At 64.0% G+C, this 17,907-nt stretch carries 15 protein-coding genes and 1 tRNA gene; 8 read left to right on the top strand and 8 right to left on the bottom strand.

All coding sequences use genetic code 11. From position 1 onward, the window contains the following. The first annotated feature begins 8 nt into the window (after positions 1 to 8). Positions 9 to 929, top strand: a complete 921-nt coding sequence (locus L8V00_RS00285) for an alpha/beta fold hydrolase (RefSeq protein WP_269943898.1) — start codon at positions 9 to 11, stop codon at positions 927 to 929. A 7-nt stretch (positions 930 to 936) separates the two neighbouring features. Here L8V00_RS00285 and L8V00_RS00280 read toward each other — a convergent pair whose 3' ends face one another. Genes L8V00_RS00280 through nth form a run of 4 tightly spaced genes read right to left on the bottom strand, consistent with a single transcriptional unit; the run spans position 937 to position 4,564 of the window. Further along, a complete protein-coding gene (locus L8V00_RS00280; protein WP_269943897.1) occupies positions 937 to 2,154 on the bottom strand; it encodes a MarP family serine protease in 1,218 nt (405 codons plus the stop codon). After that, positions 2,151 to 3,041 (bottom strand): NUDIX hydrolase, encoded by an 891-nt coding sequence (locus tag L8V00_RS00275; RefSeq protein WP_269943896.1) that lies wholly within the window; start codon positions 3,039 to 3,041, stop codon positions 2,151 to 2,153. Before L8V00_RS00275 ends, L8V00_RS00280 begins: the two co-directional genes overlap by 4 nt. Further along, complete coding sequence (locus L8V00_RS00270; RefSeq protein WP_269943895.1) at positions 3,038 to 3,757, bottom strand: TlpA family protein disulfide reductase; 720 nt, start codon at positions 3,755 to 3,757, stop codon at positions 3,038 to 3,040. The genes L8V00_RS00275 and L8V00_RS00270 overlap by 4 nt, the downstream gene beginning before the upstream one ends. Before the next feature lie 9 nt (positions 3,758 to 3,766). Beyond that, positions 3,767 to 4,564 carry an endonuclease III gene (gene nth / locus L8V00_RS00265; RefSeq protein ID WP_034984524.1) on the bottom strand — a complete coding sequence of 266 codons (798 nt, stop codon included), beginning with the start codon at positions 4,562 to 4,564 and terminating at the stop codon, positions 3,767 to 3,769. Positions 4,565 to 4,777: 213 nt separating this feature from the next. Between nth and glxR the strand changes: the two genes are divergently transcribed. Further along, a complete protein-coding gene (glxR, locus tag L8V00_RS00260; RefSeq protein ID WP_034984522.1) occupies positions 4,778 to 5,461 on the top strand; it encodes a CRP-like cAMP-activated global transcriptional regulator GlxR in 684 nt (227 codons plus the stop codon). 127 nt (positions 5,462 to 5,588) lie between these two features. On the opposite strand, the gene L8V00_RS00255 is transcribed toward glxR, so the two are convergent. Genes L8V00_RS00255 through L8V00_RS00240 form a run of 4 tightly spaced genes read right to left on the bottom strand, consistent with a single transcriptional unit; the run spans position 5,589 to position 7,494 of the window. Continuing rightward, positions 5,589 to 6,419, bottom strand: coding sequence for an MBL fold metallo-hydrolase (locus L8V00_RS00255; RefSeq protein WP_035002890.1), 831 nt, complete (start codon positions 6,417 to 6,419; stop codon positions 5,589 to 5,591). 28 nt (positions 6,420 to 6,447) lie between these two features. After that, on the bottom strand, positions 6,448 to 6,915 hold the full coding sequence (locus tag L8V00_RS00250; protein ID WP_034984519.1) for a RidA family protein: 468 nt from the start codon (positions 6,913 to 6,915) through the stop codon (positions 6,448 to 6,450). 28 nt (positions 6,916 to 6,943) lie between these two features. After that, entirely contained in the window at positions 6,944 to 7,102 is a 159-nt protein-coding gene (locus L8V00_RS00245) for a Sp36 family protein (protein WP_011274258.1), read from the bottom strand. A gap of 17 nt (positions 7,103 to 7,119) precedes the next feature. Next, entirely contained in the window at positions 7,120 to 7,494 is a 375-nt protein-coding gene (locus L8V00_RS00240) for a WhiB family transcriptional regulator (RefSeq protein WP_034984517.1), read from the bottom strand. A 448-nt stretch (positions 7,495 to 7,942) separates the two neighbouring features. Here L8V00_RS00240 and L8V00_RS00235 point away from each other — a divergent pair, with 448 nt between their 5' ends. The 6 genes from L8V00_RS00235 (at position 7,943) to L8V00_RS00210 (ending at position 17,907) form a co-directional block, all read left to right on the top strand. After that, positions 7,943 to 10,198: a transglycosylase domain-containing protein gene (locus L8V00_RS00235; protein ID WP_269943894.1), complete on the top strand. Its 2,256-nt coding sequence runs from the start codon at positions 7,943 to 7,945 to the stop codon at positions 10,196 to 10,198. A gap of 86 nt (positions 10,199 to 10,284) precedes the next feature. After that, the gene (locus L8V00_RS00230; RefSeq protein WP_274707007.1) at positions 10,285 to 11,232 is read left to right on the top strand and encodes a metallophosphoesterase; all 948 of its coding nucleotides are present in this window, start codon (positions 10,285 to 10,287) and stop codon (positions 11,230 to 11,232) included. A gap of 115 nt (positions 11,233 to 11,347) precedes the next feature. After that, a tRNA-Pro gene (locus L8V00_RS00225) sits at positions 11,348 to 11,424 on the top strand. Between the two features lie 944 nt (positions 11,425 to 12,368). Continuing rightward, positions 12,369 to 15,668, top strand: a complete 3,300-nt coding sequence (locus L8V00_RS00220; protein WP_269943893.1) for a DUF4040 family protein — start codon at positions 12,369 to 12,371, stop codon at positions 15,666 to 15,668. Next, on the top strand, positions 15,665 to 16,237 hold the full coding sequence (locus tag L8V00_RS00215; RefSeq protein WP_269943892.1) for a cation:proton antiporter subunit C: 573 nt from the start codon (positions 15,665 to 15,667) through the stop codon (positions 16,235 to 16,237). Before L8V00_RS00220 ends, L8V00_RS00215 begins: the two co-directional genes overlap by 4 nt. Next, a complete protein-coding gene (locus tag L8V00_RS00210) occupies positions 16,237 to 17,907 on the top strand; it encodes a monovalent cation/H+ antiporter subunit D family protein (protein ID WP_269943891.1) in 1,671 nt (556 codons plus the stop codon). Before L8V00_RS00215 ends, L8V00_RS00210 begins: the two co-directional genes overlap by 1 nt.

Below are 17,907 nucleotides of genomic sequence, written 5' to 3'. Positions count from 1 at the left end.
CGCCTGAGATGACATCCGAAGATTCTCACGCTGTAGATCCGCACACCCCGCATGCCACTTTCGTGCATTCGCGGGGTGTGCGTCTTCGCGTCGACGTTCAAGGCCCCCGCAACGCCCCATTGGTGCTGCTGATCCACGGTTTCGGAGGCGGCGCTTTCGACTGGCGCCCGCTGATGCAGCAACTCGCGGGTGAGCATCTGCGCCTGGCCGCCGTGGATCTGCGCGGCTATGGCCGCTCGGATAAGACCCCGCGTGGCTACGACCTCACCACCGCCGCCAGCGACATGGCTGGGGTGATCCGCGGGCTGGGGCACACCACCGCCACCGTCGTTGGCCACGGCTACGGCGGCATGGTCGCCTGGACTTTGGTGGCTCACAACCCGGAGCGCGTCCGCAGCTTCGTAACCCTTTCCGCCATCAATCCGCTGCTGCGTTTCCGCCGGATCCTGATCCAACCGTTCTCGCAGCCACACTTCGCTCACCGTCTGCTGTCCGCTCAGCTGCCGCGCCTTCCGGAGCGCAAGCTATTGGCCGATAACGCCGCGGCGGCAGAGAAGATCTTTAGGGCAGGCGTGGCCCCGGGTTTTAGGGATACGGACGCCTACTTCCGCAGCGCCGCACTCCGTCGCGAAGCGATGCAGGTAGATAAGGTGGCGCATCTTTCCTGCGAGTACCTGCGCTGGCCTTTCCGCAGCCGCTTCCGACCCGAGGCAATGCGCTTCGAGCGGACCTTCCCTGCGACCACGCCGGTGCCGCTGCTGGCGGTGGATGGCAGCATGGATCCCATCTACGACGAATCCCTGGCGCAAAAGTCCGCCCAGAAGGCCGATACCGCCGAGCACAAGGTGCTTTTCGGCGTGGGGCACTACCCGCACGTGGAAGATCCGCCCTGCGTCGCGGAGCTGCTCCGCGAACACCTGCGCACTTAAAGCAGCGCTACTCCGCCACGCAGGCGCCCGTCGCCGGGCTGCCTTGGTGCGAAGTTATGTCCCCGACGTGCTTCATGACTTCTTCCCTGGTTAGGGCGTAGCCAGTGTCCTTCTCATTGATGTCGGCACCGAACACGACTCCCAGCACGTGGCCGTCCTTGTCGATCAGCGGGCCGCCGGAGTTGCCCTGCACCACGGAGCCGCGCAGCGAGTACGCCTCGCGCTCCACCCGCTCATCCGCGTAGATGTTTGGTCCGCTGACCACGAATTTCTCGCGGATGCGCGCAGGGGTGGCCTTAAACGGCCCGCCGTTGGGATAGCCCATAACGATCGCATCCTGGCCCTGCTGCCCCTCGCCTTCTGCCCACTTCATCGGCACAAAGGGCAGGTTCTCGCTGCGGAGCAGGGCGATGTCCACCTGCGGGTTGTAGTACACCACCCGTGCCTCGCGCGGGCCGTCCTTCGTCATCAGCGTGACCTCGTTAGTTCCGGCCACCACGTGCGCGTTGGTCATCACCGTATCCTCGGCAACCACCCAGCCGGTGCCCTGCAGCATGCGGCTGCACTGTTCCGCCTGGCCAACCACGCGCAGCACGCTGTCGCGGGTGTTCTGCACCGCCGGGGAACGCATCAGGGCGTTGTCCGGCGGATCGACCTCCGCGGTGGGCAGGTTCTCCATCGGGTCGGCGATCATCGGGAAACCCGAGTCGTTGATCAGCTGCGAGGTCTGCGCGGGCAGCTGCTTAAACCACACCGGGGCGGCGTTGCCCACCGCACCGAGGATCTTGCTTCCCTTGATCGTCTTCCCGAAGCCGCCGACGTTCCCGGTGGCGATCAGCACGAGGATCAACCACACGATCAGCAGCGTTGTAAAAACCTGCACAATGGAACCGACGACGGAATCCGCCCTTAGAGCCTCCCGCGTGCGGATATTATCCCGCAGTTTCGCGCCAAAGCCGGAGCCGATGGCGTAGCAGATCACCACGACGACCGTCACGGTGAGCAGTGCTGCGAAGAAGCGTGCGCTGGCGCTATCAGGCACTTTGTCCTCGGCAAAGTGCACGGCGAGCGGAATTAGCTTCAGACCCAAGTAGCCGCCCAGAGCCACCCCGACGAAGCTCAGCGTGGCGCTAAACCCGCCCTGCCGGAATCCGGAGATCGCCGCGCCAAGGCAGATGAACACCAGCACAATGTCGAGGATCATCGACCCCGTAGCTCCGCTCATGGTGCGCCTCCGTTCCTGCCCATCTTGTTGGCCCTGTCGAACCCTTCCCGCATCTCGCCGAGCGCCTCGCCATTGGCGGAGCCAGCCAGCGTTTCGAAAAGGTTCCACGGCCCCTCGGCACCGCTATCGCCGCCGCTGGACCACGGTTCCTCCCAGCCCGCGCGGCGCAGCAGGGCGCTGATCACCCCGCCGGTGAAGCCCCACAGAACCAGCGGGTTTTCCTCGCCGATGTGCAGGTTCCAGGCCGGTCCGCGCCAGCCGGCGAAGCCCACCTCAAAGCGCCGTTCCGGGTTTACCAGCTCGCCCAGGGGGTAGGGCTCGACCCAGTCGTTTTCGGTTGTAGGGCAGCTTACCGCATGGGGTTGACGCCACCACGCCACCACGGGCACCACTGCGAAATTTGAGCGATCAATGTAGATCGGCTGCAGCACTGCAAACGGCTCCACAGTGTCCGGGTTCAGCCCCGTTTCCTCCTCGGCCTCCCGCAGGGCGGTCTCCACCGGCCCAGCGTCGGCTGCCTCCAAACGCCCGCCGGGGAAGGCCACCTGTCCGCTGTGGTTGCGCATGGTCGGCGCCCGGTGGGTTAGAAGCATGGTTGCGTCGGTGGGGATGGACTGCCTGCCTGTGGTTCCGGCGGGGCGGGAGAAGGTGGCGTCACCAGAAAGAAGAATCAGCACCGCCGAGTAGCGGGGCGGGCGGCCGTGCTCGTCGACCTCCGGCACGATCCGGGCGGAGTCGTTGAGGTACTGGTGGATGTCCACCTCACGGCAGTCGCGGGCGAAGTCGTGCAGCCATTCGGGCAGGTTGGAAGGCAGTTCTGGCTGCTTTTGCATGCGTGCGAGCCACCGGTCTAGGTGGGTGTTCGGCTGCGAACTCGAGCTGGTCATAGAACCTCCTGCACCGCCTTTTCCATTTCCTCGGCGCTGTGGAAGGTCTGCGCATACAGGTGCGCGCGGGTGCCGTCCGGGTTGTAGACCACGGTCAGCGGCACCACCTTCGGCAGGTTCGCCGCGGAGTCGAAAGTGTGGTTGGAATCCTGGAAGCTGGGCAGTTTATCCACCTCCAGGTCGCGCAGCATGTCCGCTCCGGCTTGGCCCTTGGCATCCAGGTGCACTCCCACGACATTCCACTCGGGGTTCTGCTCGGCGAGTTGCTGTACCACCGGCAGTTCCTCACGGCAGGGGGCGCACCACCAGGCCCAGACGTTCACGACCGCAGGCTTGCCCGCCAGGCGTTCGGCCAGGGAGGTCTGCGACGCGCCTGCGCTGCCTGCACTGCCTGTACCGCCCTCTGTCAGGCAGGGAAGGTGCACGTCTTTCAGCTCCGCCTCGGGGCTCACAGTGACTTCGCCCTCACCTTCACTCGCGCCCGCGCCTGCACCTTCTGGGCAGCGGACCTCGTTCGCTACCTCGATAGGCCCGTCGTCCGCTGGGGCCGAAGGGGTGCCATCCTCCACAGAAGAAGTAGGCGCACCTACATCGTCCGCAGAATCATCGCGCAGCGCGGCAATCAGCGGCACGCACAGAATCGCAATGCCAACAACCAGCGTGACCGCGATGATGATCGCGCGCGTGCGGGCGGAGTGTTCGACAGGTGCAGACATAACAGGAAATCAGTCTACCTGGCCTGCTTCCCCAAACCCCGCCATATCTAACAGGTGGTCGCGGTCGTCCGACTTAATCATTGTTGACGCCACCTCAGGGTCAGCCGGCCCCGCCATCCCGAAGCTAGGGCACTGCCGCGCCAAAAAACAGGCTCCACAGGCCGCCCGGCGCGAATGGCAGATTCGGCGACCGTGGAAGATCGCCCGGTGGGAATAGAGGGTCCATTCCTTGCGCTCGATGAGCTCCATGAGGTCGCGCTCGACCTGTACTGGGTCTTCGTGCTCCGTGAGCTTCCAGCGGCGGGCCAGGCGGCCCAAGTGCGTATCCACGGTGATGCCCGGCACGCCGAAAGCGTTTCCCAGCACCACGTTTGCGGTCTTGCGCCCCACGCCGGGGAGCTTCACCAGCTCCTCGAGCGTGCCGGGGACCTCGCCACCGTGCTTCTCCACGATGGCCTGGCCGAGGCCCACGATGCTCTTGGCCTTCGAACGGTAGAAGCCGGTGGACTTGATGAGCTGCTCGACGTCCTCGAGGTTCGCCTCCGCATAGTCGGCGGCGGTGGGATAGCGGCGAAACAGTGCCGGGGTTACGGCATTGACGCGCTTATCGGTGCACTGTGCGGACAGGACGGTAGCCACCAGCAGCTCGAGGGGATTGTTAAAATCCAGCTCGCAGTGTGCGTCTGGGTAGGCCTCGGCGAGCATGCGATTGATCTTGCGGGCGCGGCGTTTGCGGCCCAGCGGAGTTTCTTTGCCCTTCGCGGCGATGTGAGCGCCGATGCGCGGCAGGGTTGGTTGGCGAGTCATAGAACCTTCCACTTCGACGAAAAAGAAGTTCTGCGAGCAAAAGCGGCAGCTAATAATATTTTCAAATGTACCTTCACCCCGAATTGTGCTGTGACATAGTTGGGTATGATCTAACAAAAGAGACGAACCATACATATTTAGCGTGATGCACGCTACACAGGTGAGGTGGTCACCCGCGCCACCGCGATGCCAGAAACGGAAGTGAAACTAAGGATGGCAGAAGTATCCGAAATACTATCGAGGGCAGGCATCTTCCAGGGTGTTGAACCCACCGCAGTGCGCACCCTCATTGAGCAACTGGATACCGTTAAATTTCCTCGTGGCACCACCATCTTCGACGAGGGCGAGCCAGGTGATCGGCTGTACATCATCATCAGCGGCAAGGTGAAGCTCGCCCGCCACTCGGTGGATGGGCGCGAGAACCTGCTGACCGTCATGGGCCCCTCCGATATGTTCGGCGAGCTGTCCATCTTCGACCCGGGCCCGCGCACCTCGTCTGCCATCTGCGTGACGGAGCTGCACGCGGCGACGATGGACTCCACCATGCTGCACAACTGGATCAGCGAGCACCCGGAGATCGCCGAGCAGCTGCTGCGCGTGCTCGCCCGCCGCCTGCGCCGCACCAATAATTCCCTGGCAGACCTGATCTTCACGGACGTTCCCGGCCGCGTTGCCAAGGCCCTGCTGCAGCTGGCAAACCGTTTCGGCACCCAGGAGGGCACCGCTCTGCGCGTGCACCACGACCTGACTCAGGAGGAAATCGCCCAGCTGGTCGGCGCCTCCCGCGAGACCGTGAACAAGGCGTTGGCAGAGTTCGCCCACCGCGGCTGGATCCGCCTGGAGGGCAAGTCCGTGCTTATCTCCGATACCGAGCGCCTGGCCAAGCGCGCCCGCTAGAGCGGCGCGCCACTTTGGGCAGCGCTAGAACTGCACGCTCCGGGTAGAGATATAGAGGGCACACAAAAAGCCCGCACCAGCTGGTGCGGGCTTTTTCAGTCGGCTGTAGCCTCTCCGCTAGTCTGCACTAATCCTTGTCTCCGCGCAGGAAGCGCAGCGTCACGCGGGTGGACTGTGCCGCGGCGTTACGCAGCACCGGATCCACATCCGTGTAGATCTCATCGACGATCTCGTTCACCGAAGCGTCATCGCCCAGCTTCTTCAGGGCTTCCTTAACCTGCTCCAGGCGCTGCTCGCGGCGATCGATGTACTTCTGTGCAACCTCCGCCAGGTTCGGCTGGTCCGGGCCGTGGCCGGGCAGCAGCGGCTTGTCCTGCCCGCGCTCGCGCAGCTTGGCGAGGGTCTCCAGGTAAGCCCCCAGGTCACCATCTGTCTCGGAGATCATGGTGGTGTGGCGGCCGGCGAGAGTATCGCCGGTGATGATGCCTTCCACGTCGGAATCGTCGGTGCCGCCGTTGGAGTGGATAAAGAAGGACACACAGTCGGAGGTGTGGCCCGGGCAGTGGACGACCTCGATGGTGGGGGTGAGCCCCTCGAAGGAGATGATCTCCCCGTCCTCCAGCTCGTCGGCTGCGATGCAGTACTGCTTATCGAAGGCGCGCACCGGCGCGCCAGAGATCTGGCGGAAACGCTGAGCACCGTTGGCGTGGTCAGCGTGGCGGTGGGTCAGCAGCACAACGCCGATCTCCGCACCACCCTCGGTAGCCTTGGTGTTCAGCACATTCAGGTGGCCCTCGTCCTGCGGACCCGGATCCACCACAACGGATACTTTGTCGTTTTCTCCCCTAATCACCCAGGAGTTCGTGCCCTCAAGGGCAGCGTAGCTGGGGTTCGGCGCGAGAACGACGCCGACGTTCGGGGTTACTGGACGTAGTTGACTATAAGCGGGGTGCTTCATGCCTCCCAGTGTAGATCGAACCGCGAAATTATGCGCTGATCTGCGCGACGATCTCTACCTCTACGGGGGCATTCAGCGGCAGCGCGGCCACACCGACTGCGGCGCGGGCATGCACCCCGGCTTCGCCGAAGATTTCTCCCAATAGTTCGGAGGCGCCGTTGATCACGCCTGGCTGCCCACCGAAGTCTGCGGTGGAGGCAACGAATCCATTGACCTTCACGATCCGCTCGATGTTATCGATCCCCACCAGGTCGTCGATCGCGGCAATGGCGTTCAGCGCGGCGGTACGGGCGGCGTCATAAGCCTGCTCCTCGGTCACCTCAGCGCCGACCAGCCCCGTGACGGGCAGCTTGCCGTCCACGAAGGGCAGCTGACCGGAGGTGTAGACGATGTTGCCACTGCGCACGGCCGGCACGTAGGCGGCGACGGGTGCTGCTACCGGCGGCAGCTGCAGGCCGAGTTCTTCTAGTTTTTGGCGAAAGTTCTGCTGTGCCATATTTATTACTTCTGTTGCCTCTTTTGCCCTACTGCTCCAGCGGGCGCTTCATGTAGGCAACGTGCTGCTCACCAGTCGGGCCGGGCAGCACGGAGACGAGCTCCCAGCCATCCTGTCCCCAGTTATCCAGGATCTGCTTAGTAGCGTGAGTGAGCAGCGGTACGGTTACGTATTCCCAGTTAGTCATGGGAACTACTGTAATGGTTACTTCTTTGCCGCGCTGGCAGCCTCGAGCTGGCCAGCGAAGAAGTCCGCCCAGCTGGTGATCTCGGGGTGCTTGCGCAGCAGCGCGCGGCGCTGGCGCTCGGTCATGCCGCCCCACACGCCGAACTCCACCTTGTTATCCAGGGCGTCGGCGCGGCACTGCAGCACGACGGGGCAGTGGCGGCAAATGGCCACGGCCTTGCGCTGGGCGGCACCCTTTACAAAGAGCTCGTCCGGATCCACGTTGCGGCAGTGTGCCTGAGTGATCCACTCGCCACGATTGCTAAAGGACTCGCGGGTCGTGATCTGTTCAGCAGGCTGGCAGGTCGGCTTGGAGCCGCCGGTCACCTTCGTGCGGGCAAGCGATGCAGTCATTGTCTTCCTCCGAAACGTGCCTCCAGCAGGGGCGGCCCTCGCGCCTTGTGCGTCGGTTGTCGTTTGGTACCGCCAACTGCCGTAGAGGCTTGCTGTAGTAGTAATTTTATTCACACGTTTTTAGAAGTGTCGAATAGGTCACATTTTGGGGGTAACTGATAGCCACGCGACATTTATTAAGTATGGATTCAACTGACCAGCGAAAACTGTAGATCTGCTACCCGCCCCACGACCTTTTCTTTTTGACGCCCTCACGATCCCGCTGGTCAGCCCATCAGCAAATCGTGTTGCGCGTCACAGCCGGAACTTTTCCCAAACCAACGCCAGAGCAAATCTTTTCCACTAAAGGTGCACAGGTCTGCAAAGGGGGTGATCACCCCCGCTGGCTGGCGTGTGGGCGTCACAAAGAAAGGGCAAAAAGGCTAAAGGGTTGTCCGGGGCGTGGGTTATGGTGATAGCCGTGGACGCACCGAAGGCATTTCTGAAACTTTTCCTCGCCATCCTGGCCGGTGGCGTGCTACTGGCCGCCGCCATCCTGCCTTTCGCGGGCGCGGGCGGTTGGGTGGTAAACGCCAGCACGGACGCGATGAACTCCAATGTGCAGGACATTTCCGAGAACAACTCGGTGCCGCTGCGCTCGCGGATCACCGACCGGGACGGCAAGACAATCGCCTGGGTGTACAACCAGAACCGCACTGAAGTGCCCTCGGACAAGATCTCCCAGGCAATGAAGGACAGCATCGTCGCCATCGAGGACCGGCGCTTCTACCAGCACAAAGGCGTAGATATCCGCGGCACCCTGCGCGCGGCGGCGGCGAACGTCTCTAGCGGCGGGGTCTCGGAGGGCGCGTCGACGATCAACCAGCAGTACGTGAAGAACTACCTGTGGCTGATCGAAGCGGAGAACGAGGACGAGGCCGCCCAGGCCATCGAAACTTCACTGCCCCGCAAGCTGCGCGAGATGAAGATGGCCGGCGACCTGGACGAAAAGCTGACTAAGGACGAGATACTGACGCGCTACCTGAACCTGGTCTCCTTCGGCAATAGCGCCTTCGGCGTGCAAGCCGCGGCGCAGACCTACTTCGGCGTGAACGCGGCGGACCTGAACGACAATCAGGCGGCCTTCCTGGCCGGAATCGTGCAATCCACCAGTGCGCTGGACCCGTACACCAACCCGGAGGGTGCGAAGCAGCGGCGCGATGCCGTGCTGCAGGCGCGCGTGAACGCGGATAGCCTTTCGCAGGCCAAGGCGGATGAGCTGGCGAGCAAGCCGCTGGGCGTGCTGGAGGAGCCGAAGGTTCCCGCCAACGGCTGCATCGGCGCCGGTGGCTCCGGGTTCTTCTGCGATTACGTGATGGAGTACCTAGACAAGAAGGGAATCTCCAAGGACGAGGTGGCCAAGGGCGGCTACACCATCCGCACCACGCTGGATGCGCAGGCGCAGAAGCATGCGGAGACGGCCGCCCGCAGCAAGGTCTCCCCGGACCAGGAGGGCGTATCCGCCGCGACGAACTACATCACGCCCAAGGGGGGCAAGCACCAGGTGTTGGCCATGGCCTCCTCGCGCAAGTACGGCCTGAGCCAGGACGAGCGGGAATCCGTGCTGCCGCTGCCCCACTCGCTGCAGGGGCACGGCGCCGGCTCCGTGTTCAAGATCTTTGCAGCTGCGGCGGCGCTGGAGGACGGCATGGGGCTCAACACCAACCTCGCCGTGCCCACCCGCGCCGAGGTGGAAGGCATGGGTGCAGGCGGCGCACCCGGCTGCCCGCCGAACAAGTACTGCGTGGAAAACGCGGGCTCCTACAAGCCCAACATGACGTTGAAGGAAGCGCTGGCGACCAGCCCGAATACTCCCTTCATCGAGATGGCGGAGAAGCTGGGCATGGAACGCATCACGGACATTGCCATCAAGCTGGGTCTGCGTTCCTACAAGAACGAGGGCAGCTTCGACGGCGAGAACTCCGTGGAGGAGTACGTCAAGGACAACAACCTCGGCTCCTTCGTGCTGGGCCCCACGGCCGTCGACCCGCTAGAGCTTTCCAACGTCGCCGCCAGCCTGGCCGACCACGGGCGCTGGTGCGAACCCACGCCCGTGCTGTCCGTGAAGGACCGCAACGGCGAGGACGTGGAGATGGAGAAGGTGGACTGCGAGCAGGCCATCGACAAGAAGATCGCCGACGCACTGGCCAACGGCCTGGGCAGCGACGTGCAGCAGGGCACGGCCTCCGCTTCTGCCCGCGCGGCGGGTTGGAGCGGACCGCTGTCCGCCAAGACGGGTACGACGGAAACCAGCTTCTCCGCCGCGTTCCTGGGCTTCACCTCCGGCTGGGCCGGATCCTCCTACATCTTTAACGACGGTGGCACCGCCAAGAACCTGTGCACCGCGCCCGTGCGCCAATGCGGCAACGGCAACCTCTACGGCGGTAATGAGCCCGCACAGATTTTCTTCGAGGCCTCGAAGCCAATGATCAAGAAGTACGGTGGCGGCAAGCTGCCCTCCTACGACAAGAAGTACGACGCAGGCACCAACCCCGGCAAGTGGGGCGCACCCGCGTCCACCGGCGGATCGGGAGGTGGTGCCCCGAGTGGCGGCAACTCCGCGCCCGCCCCGCAGGCCCCACAGGGCCAAGGAGAGCTGGACCTCCCGCCGGAGATCCGCCGCGGCCTCGCCGACCTCGATGACTTCCTGAATCAGCTCCGCTAACCCGCGGGCGAAGCGATACCCTGGGGAACGTGAAGAACAATCGTCGGAACTCCCCAGCGAACTCCCCAGCCCAGGCCCGCAAACGTCTGCTCACTCCCGCCAACGTGCTGAAAAGCGCGCTCGGAATTGGGGCGGCCGGCGCGGCGGTCGCTGCGGCGTCATATAAAGAAACCCTAAAGTTCCAACTACACGAGGTAACCGTGCCGCTGCTTGAGCCCGGCACGCTACCCGACGATTGGGATAGCTTCCGGCTGCTGCACGTCAGCGACCTGCACATGCTGGACAAGCAGAAGCAGAAGCAGGAATGGGTCGCCGCGCTGGACCGCCTGGACCCGGACCTGGTGGTCAACACGGGCGACAACCTCGGCGAAGAAGACGGCGTGCCGGGAGTACTCCGCGCGCTCGGGCCGCTGCTGGAACGCCCCGGCGTGTTCGTGTTCGGCAGCAACGACTACTTCGCGCCGCGCCCCGTGAACCCCTTCATCTACCTGCTGGGCAAGAAGCGCAAGCCCTCCCAGGTGCAGCTGCCATGGCAGGGCATGCGCGCGGCCTTCATCGAGCGCGGCTGGCACGACGCCTCGAACGCCACCGTCGAGTTCGCCATCGACCCCGCCGCGACTGGTTCGCTGACCAGCCCGTCGAAGATCAAGCTGGCTATCGCGGGCGTGGACGACCCTCACCACGATCTAGACGATTACTCGCGGATCGCGGGGCGCCCTAATAGTGACGCCGACCTGACCATCGGGCTGAGCCACTCCCCCGAACCGCACGTTCTGGACCGCTTCGCCGCCGATGGATACCAGCTGGTGCTGAGCGGTCACACGCACGGCGGGCAGCTGTGCCTGCCGGGTGGGCGCGCCATTGTGACGAACTGCGGCATCGACAGGAGCCGGGCGCGCGGGCTTTCCCGCTGGACCGAGCGCATGTGGCTGCACGTGACCAACGGGCTAGGCAGCTCTAAGTACGTGCCTTTCCGCATCTTCTGCCGCCCGTCGGCGACGTTGATCCACATCGTGGAGAAGCCGGCGGAGTAGCCCAAAAGGCTCGATACGCTGTCATTTTGAAAAATGCCCCCTGTGCGGGCTATAGTAATTCGAGTTGCAGCCGTTGGCTTTGCACAGTTTGCAAAACTAACGTGCCGCTCCAGACCGGGATATGGCGCAGCTTGGTAGCGCACCTCGTTCGGGACGAGGGGGTCGCAGGTTCAAATCCTGTTATCCCGACCAACTAGAACCCGCTGGCACCGAAAGGTGCTAGCGGGTTTCGTCGTTGCCGGGAACCTGGGAACCCCGGCGGGCTGCAGCCAGCACCCCGCCCAGCGCGCACCCCTCATTTAGCGCGCCTCGTTTAGCGCGCCTCAGCCAACCCCTTCCGCTGGGCGCTGCCGCCCATACCCCTCCGCTGGGCCTAAATGTCGCTAGAACGGGAATACGTTAATGACATTGATTTGCAAGTTTGCAAAAGTACAGGTCAGAGCGTTTTCATTTTTTGATGCCCATCAACCTCTTGCGCGCATTCCCGTTCTAACGACATTTCACCGCCATCGAGAGCCTTTTGAGCCCGGTGCGACCCTATTTGAACCACCGCAGACCACGTATTCCCGTTCTAACGACATTTCACCTCACTCAGAGCTCCAGAGTCTCACCCAGCGCCCTACCCAGCATCACCCAGTACCACCCAGCGCCCTACCCAGCACCACCCAGCACCACCCAGCGCGCTCCTCATTTAGCGCCCCCTCGTTTTGCGCGCCGCACCCAGAACCGCACCCAGAACCGCACCCAGAACTGCAGCCAGAATCGCAGCCAGCACCCCACCCGGCGCCTCCCCGACAAATCCCCTGCTCATTCGGGCGCCAGGCCAAGCACCCTGAACAGTCCTAAGGGGCGCCTGATAAACTGTGACCGTCGTATAACTATTCCGATCACGTCGCGTCGTGATGGACCGGAATTATTTTGCCGGCACCCCAGTGGATCACTTGAATAACTTTGACACCTTCAGGCCTCATTGGGCCCGCGATCTAGTTCGGCTCAGCACGACCTTCTGATGTCGGAGCTCAGCACGGCTCCGCGAGGTCGTCGCTTTGCGACGGCACCGTGATGCCGTACGTGGTTATTCAGTGAATATTCAAGGTGATCGAACAACTATAGAAACATTGGGGTGTTGAACCAACGTGGCTCTCCTTGCCATCCCCGTCACCGTCGCGGTGGCGCTCATCCTCGTTCCCTTGCTGGTCAAAACACTTGATCGAAACGCCGGTTGGCCCTTAGGCCTGACCTTCCTGGGACTCGCAGGATATGTGATCAAGCACGCCGACCCGATACTCAACGGCGAGACAGCCACCTGGTCCATCACCTGGATCAAAGGCTTCTTCACCGGCGCCGGCGGAGCAGCGGGCACGGCAGGCAGCGGTGCGGGCGCAGCCGGCAGCGGTGCAGGTGTGGCAGGCGGTGCAGCAGGCACGGGCGCTGCGGGCGAAGGAGGGCTAGAGCTGGCCCTGAAGATGGACTCCCTGGGCCTGTTCTTCACCCTCCTGGCGCTGCTCATCGGCGCCGTCGTGTTCATCTACTCCGCCGCTTACCTGCACAAGGGCGACAAGATCATGAGCTTCTACGTGCTCATGACCTCCTTCATGCTGGCAGTCCTCCTGCTGGTTCTGGCCGACGACGTTGCCCTGCTGTTCATCGGCTGGGAGCTGGTCTCCCTGGCCTCGTTCTTCCTCATCGCCCGCTCGGGCTCCGGCGGCGAGGCCGGTTCCATCCGCACCCTCCTCCTAACCTTCGTCGGCGGCCTGTTCCTGCTGGCGGCCCTGGCCATCGGCGTAATCACCACGGGAACGACGAACCTCACGGCGATGCTGCACTCCCCCGCCTGGGAGGGCCAAGATGTCCGCCTGGCCATCGTCGCAGTCCTCATCGCCCTGGCGGCGTTCTCGAAGGCTGCGCAGATCCCCTTCCACTTCTGGCTGCCGGAGGCAATGGCCGCGGACACCCCGGTTTCCGCCTTCCTGCACGCCGCCGCCGTGGTCAAGGCTGGCGTGTACTTGCTGCTACGCTTCTCCGGCCTGTTCGAGGGCGTGATGGCCTGGCACGTCCTGCTGATCGTCATCGGCATGACCACCGCCATCATGGGCGCCGTGTTCGCCATCCAGAAAACGGACCTGAAGAAGCTCACGGCCTACTCCACGGTCTCCCAGCTGGGCTGGATCGTCGCCACCATCGGCGTGGGTACTCCTTTCGCCATCAGCGCCGCGCTGGTTCACACGGCCGCCCACGCGCTGTTCAAGTCCTCGCTGTTCATGATCGCCGGCGTGGTGGATCACCAGGCCGGGTCGCGTGACATTCGTCGCCTGGGTCCGCTGTGGCGCCAGATGCCCTTTACTTTTGTGTCCGCTGTGATCGCGGCGGCGTCAATGGCTGCTATTCCCCCGACCTTCGGCTTTGTGTCGAAGGAGGGCATGCTCACCGCGTTTGAGGAGGCGCCGTTTAACAACACCGGCGTGATCGCCCTGCTGATCGCGGCTGGCATCGGCGCGCTGGCCACTTTCGTGTACTCCGCGCGCTACGTTCTGGGTGCGTTCGTCGATGGACCGAAGGATGTCTCGCACGTCAAGGAGGCTCCGGCGAACCTGTGGATTCCGGCGGTGCTGCCGGGCGTGCTTTCCCTGCCGGGTGTCGCGTTCCTGGGCGTGTTCGACGAGACTCTCGATCACGTGGTTTACGCCACGGGTCTGGGCGACGCGCACACTCATCTGGCGCTCTGGCACGGCCTGACGGTGGCGCTCTGGATCTCTCTCGCGGTGCTGATCGCGGGCGTCATTGTTGTTATTTATCGACGCCCTCTGCTCCAGCCGCTCGAGGGCAAGCGTCTCGGGGTGGCAACGGGCGCGGAGATGATCTCCGCATTCATCGAACGCTCGACCAAGGTGGGCCGTGCGTTTGGCCGCCTGGCGAACTCTGTGAACCCCAACCGGCACGTGGTGTGGATCTTCGCCTCGCTGATTGTGCTGGCGGGCTTCTCCCTGCTGGGGCCGGGTCGCCTGGAGGGGCTGGCGGATCTGCCGCCGCGTGTCGAGGGGATCGACAGCATCGTGGACCTCGTTGGCCTGGTGATTATCGGCTTGAGTGTGCTCGTGATGATTGGTACTCGCTCGCGCCTGGCTTCCGTGGTGCTGGTCGGTGTGGTCGGCGTGGGCGTTTCCTGGGTCATGCTGACACTAGGCGCACCGGACGTGGCCACCACCCAGTTGTTGGTCGAGTTCTGCGTGGTCGTCATCATGATGCTGGTGATCCGCCACCAGCCGCGCCTGTACCTGCGCGAGGGCGCAAACCGTACCCGCTTCGCCACAGTTCTGGCGGTGCTGGTCGGCGTGGTTACCTTCCTGGGCGTGTGGCTGCTCATCGGCCGCCACGAGAAGCCTGCGATCGCGCAGTGGTACTTGGAGAACACCCCGGAGATCTCCGGCGGCAATAACGTAGTCGCCGTCATCCTGGTGGAGTTCCGTGCCTTCGATACCTTGGGCGAGCTGACGGTGCTGGGCATGGCGGGCATCGTCATCGCCGCACTGATCAAGTCCATCCCCCGTTCCCCGGTTCCGGGTTACGGTCCGGGTTCCACCGCGGAGCTGTTCCGCGCTCCGGGTTCCACCCGCTTCCCGGATGTGCACAAGGTTCCGGAGCTGGCGCCGTTCTACTCCAAGTACCTGCGCTCCACGCACCTGAACTCCATTAACTCGCGGATGACGATGTACCCGCTGATCCCGATTCTGGCGCTGCTGTCCGCCGCCACGTTCTGGCGCGGCCACCAGTCCCCCGGCGGCGGCTTCGTCGCCGCCCTGATCGCGGCCTGCGGCATCTTCATGTACTACCTGGCTCAGGCCCGGGCCAAGAAGATGTTCACCGACCAGGTGGCCTACACCTTCGTCGGCGCGGGCATAGCGATGGCGCTGATCACTGGCCTGATCGGCTACTTGCATGGCGGCTTCCTGGCGCCGATCCACGCCGATATTTTGGGCCAGCACGTGTCCACCTCGCTGATCTTCGACGGCGGCGTGTACCTGGCAGTGCTCGGCCTGGTGGTCATCGTCATCAACCAGATGGGCGGCCGCGAGCGCCCGGGTACTGACCCGGCAACGCTGAAGTCTAAGTTCCGCGCTCAGACTGCCACGCAGAAGATGGGTCCGAACTCCAAGGGCAAGCGCCCCACGCCCATCGAGGGCAAGGCGGATCCCGCCAAGAAGCCCTCGCCTGTGGCTGTGACTGTCGGCGGCAGCAACATCCCGCTCAACCCCTCCCAGGTCTCCGCTGCTGCGAAGGCGGAGGAAGAGGCCCACCGAGCTGAGCGCGAAGCGGCCCGCGCGCCGGTGAAGAACGTCAAGGATGGGGCTGAGGCTAAGGCTGCGGAGCCTGATGGCGTCGCTAAGAAAAACACCGAACAGCAAGAACAGCACGAGGAGAAGGGAGAGAACCAGTGATCATCGCAGCTATCATCGCCATCCTGATGGGCGGCGGCGTGTACCTGGTGATGCAGCGCGGAATGCTGCGCATCATCATGGGAATCACGCTGATGAGCCACGCGGTTAACCTCCTGATCCTCGCTGCTGGCATCGGCGCGTGGCGCATGGATCCGCTGATGGACCGCGCCACCCCCGAGCAGGCAGCCGACCCGCTACCCCAGGCGTTCGTGCTGACGGCAATCGTGATCTCCATGGCCTCCACCGCAGTGATGCTGGCCATGGCCGCACTGGGCCGCGACGACGACACATTCGGCAGCGACGACGTGGAGACCGCCTCCCGCCGCCTGCGCACCCTGCAGACGATGGGCTGGAAGAACTACGAAGAAGCCAAGGCCCACGGCGGTGTGGTCAAGGAGCACGAGGAGAAGAAACTCGGCGCGAACGACTACACGGAAGTCCACTCCACCACCGACGAGGACGGCCCGGACGAAGCCACCGCACAGTCAGCCGATGCAGCGAAGTCTGCCGGCTCGGCCAGCCCCACCAACAAGGCACGTGCTAACGATCAGAAGGGAGCGCAAAAGTAATGACCGAAGGTTCCCTCCTCAGTCTGTTTATCGCCGTCCCGCTGCTGGCTGCGGCCGTTGCCGCGATGGCTCCGTGGATGAGCCTCCGCCGCGCTCTGGGCCTGCTGGTGCCGGCATTCGGCATCGTCGGCGGCATCTGGGTGCTGGTGCAGGTCAACGAGCCGAACACTGTGCTGGTCGATAACGTCGGTGGATTCGTCGGCGGCATTTCCATCCCGCTGGTCGCCGACAACCTGGCGGGCATTATGATCCTGACGACCTCCGTCGTCGCCCTGATCGCCAACTGGTTCGCCGACGTTGTCGGCGAGACGCGCACCCGCTTCTACCCCGCCCTCACGCTCATGCTGATCGGCGGCGTGTGGGGTGCGCTGCTGACCGCGGACTTGTTCAACCTGTTCGTGTTCATCGAGGTCATGCTGATGCCCTCCTTCGGCCTGCTGGCGATGACCGGCACGTGGGCTCGCCTGGCGGCGGGCAGGATGTTCATCATCGTGAACCTGGTGACCTCCCTGGTGCTGCTGAGCGGCGTGGTGCTGGTCTACGGCGTGGTGGGCACCACCAACCTCGCCGCCCTGGCGGGTGCAGCCGGACCCCGCGGCACCGAGTTTGCCGAAGGAGTCTTCGGCAACCAGTGGCAGCTAGTGGTCCCGCTGGGCGTGGTTCTGCTGGCGCTGGCCGTGAAGGCGGGCGTGGCGCCGGTCCACACCTGGCTGCCGCGTGCCTACCCGTCTACTTCCCCGGCCGTGATGGCGCTGTTCTCCGGCCTGCACACCAAGGTCGGCATCTACGCGATCTTCCGTGTGTACCTGACCATCTTCGAGGGCGACCCCGCCTGGTCCTGGGCAATCCTGGTGATCGTAGTGCTGGGCATGCTGATCGGCGGCTTCGCCGGCCTGGGCGAAACCACGATGCGCAGCGTGATCGCCTACCAGATGGTCAACGGCATCCCATTCATGCTGATTGGACTGGCTTTCCTCAGCAACGATGCCCGTCTCATGCTCAGCGCAGCACTGTTCTACATGCTGCACCACATGATCGTCGCCGGATCCCTCATCATGGCCTCCGGCGCGATCGAGGAGACCTACGGTTCGGGCCGCGTGCGCAAGCTCTCCGGGCTGATGCGCCGCGACCGCTTCGTCGCTGTCGTCTTCGCGGCGGGTGCGCTGGCGATCGTTGGCCTGCCGCCGTTCTCCGGCCTGTGGGGCAAGCTGGCGCTGGTCTTCGGCGTGGCCCAGGACGGCACGTGGAAGACCTGGTTGGCCATCGGCGCGATCATCGTTTCTTCCATCGGCGCTCTGGTCTCCATGATCTACGTGTGGCGCGAGGTGTTCTGGGGCCGTCAGATGAACGCCAACGAGGCCGACCCGGAGCTGCGCGTACCGCGCCGCTACGTGTGGCCGTCCGCAGTCATGATGCTGATTTCCGTGGGCATGTTCATCGGCGCCGGGCCGGTCTTCCAGCAGGTCAACAAGGCCGCCGATAACCTGACCGACACGACCGCTTATGTCGAGGCAGTCCTCGGCGATCCGGATGAGGCCGTCGGCACGGTCCTGCCGCCCGGGCCGAGCGGATTGGATAACGTCGACACCGAAGCCAACGCCGCCGCCAGCGCCAAAGCCAACGTAAACACCGACAAGGAGCAGCAGGCTCAGGACGGGAAGGGCCACTAA

Origin of the sequence: Corynebacterium evansiae (assembly GCF_027570065.1) — a bacterium.
Taxonomy (GTDB): domain Bacteria; phylum Actinomycetota; class Actinomycetes; order Mycobacteriales; family Mycobacteriaceae; genus Corynebacterium; species Corynebacterium evansiae.
The sequence above is the reverse complement of the archived record's forward strand: the minus strand, read 5'-3'. Positions and strand labels throughout refer to the sequence as shown.

Excerpts from the sequence above, each read along its gene's own strand:
- L8V00_RS00285 (WP_269943898.1), top strand. The coding sequence starts at position 9 with ATGACATCCGAAGATTCTCACGCTGTAGATCCGCACACCCCGCATGCC.
- L8V00_RS00280 (WP_269943897.1), bottom strand. The coding sequence starts at position 2,154 with ATGAGCGGAGCTACGGGGTCGATGATCCTCGACATTGTGCTGGTGTTC.
- L8V00_RS00275 (WP_269943896.1), bottom strand. The coding sequence starts at position 3,041 with ATGACCAGCTCGAGTTCGCAGCCGAACACCCACCTAGACCGGTGGCTC.
- L8V00_RS00270 (WP_269943895.1), bottom strand. The coding sequence starts at position 3,757 with ATGTCTGCACCTGTCGAACACTCCGCCCGCACGCGCGCGATCATCATC.
- nth (WP_034984524.1), bottom strand. The coding sequence starts at position 4,564 with ATGACTCGCCAACCAACCCTGCCGCGCATCGGCGCTCACATCGCCGCG.
- glxR (WP_034984522.1), top strand. The coding sequence starts at position 4,778 with ATGGCAGAAGTATCCGAAATACTATCGAGGGCAGGCATCTTCCAGGGT.
- L8V00_RS00255 (WP_035002890.1), bottom strand. The coding sequence starts at position 6,419 with ATGAAGCACCCCGCTTATAGTCAACTACGTCCAGTAACCCCGAACGTC.
- L8V00_RS00250 (WP_034984519.1), bottom strand. The coding sequence starts at position 6,915 with ATGGCACAGCAGAACTTTCGCCAAAAACTAGAAGAACTCGGCCTGCAG.
- L8V00_RS00245 (WP_011274258.1), bottom strand. The coding sequence starts at position 7,102 with ATGACTAACTGGGAATACGTAACCGTACCGCTGCTCACTCACGCTACT.
- L8V00_RS00240 (WP_034984517.1), bottom strand. The coding sequence starts at position 7,494 with ATGACTGCATCGCTTGCCCGCACGAAGGTGACCGGCGGCTCCAAGCCG.
- L8V00_RS00235 (WP_269943894.1), top strand. The coding sequence starts at position 7,943 with ATGGTGATAGCCGTGGACGCACCGAAGGCATTTCTGAAACTTTTCCTC.
- L8V00_RS00210 (WP_269943891.1), top strand. The coding sequence starts at position 16,237 with ATGACCGAAGGTTCCCTCCTCAGTCTGTTTATCGCCGTCCCGCTGCTG.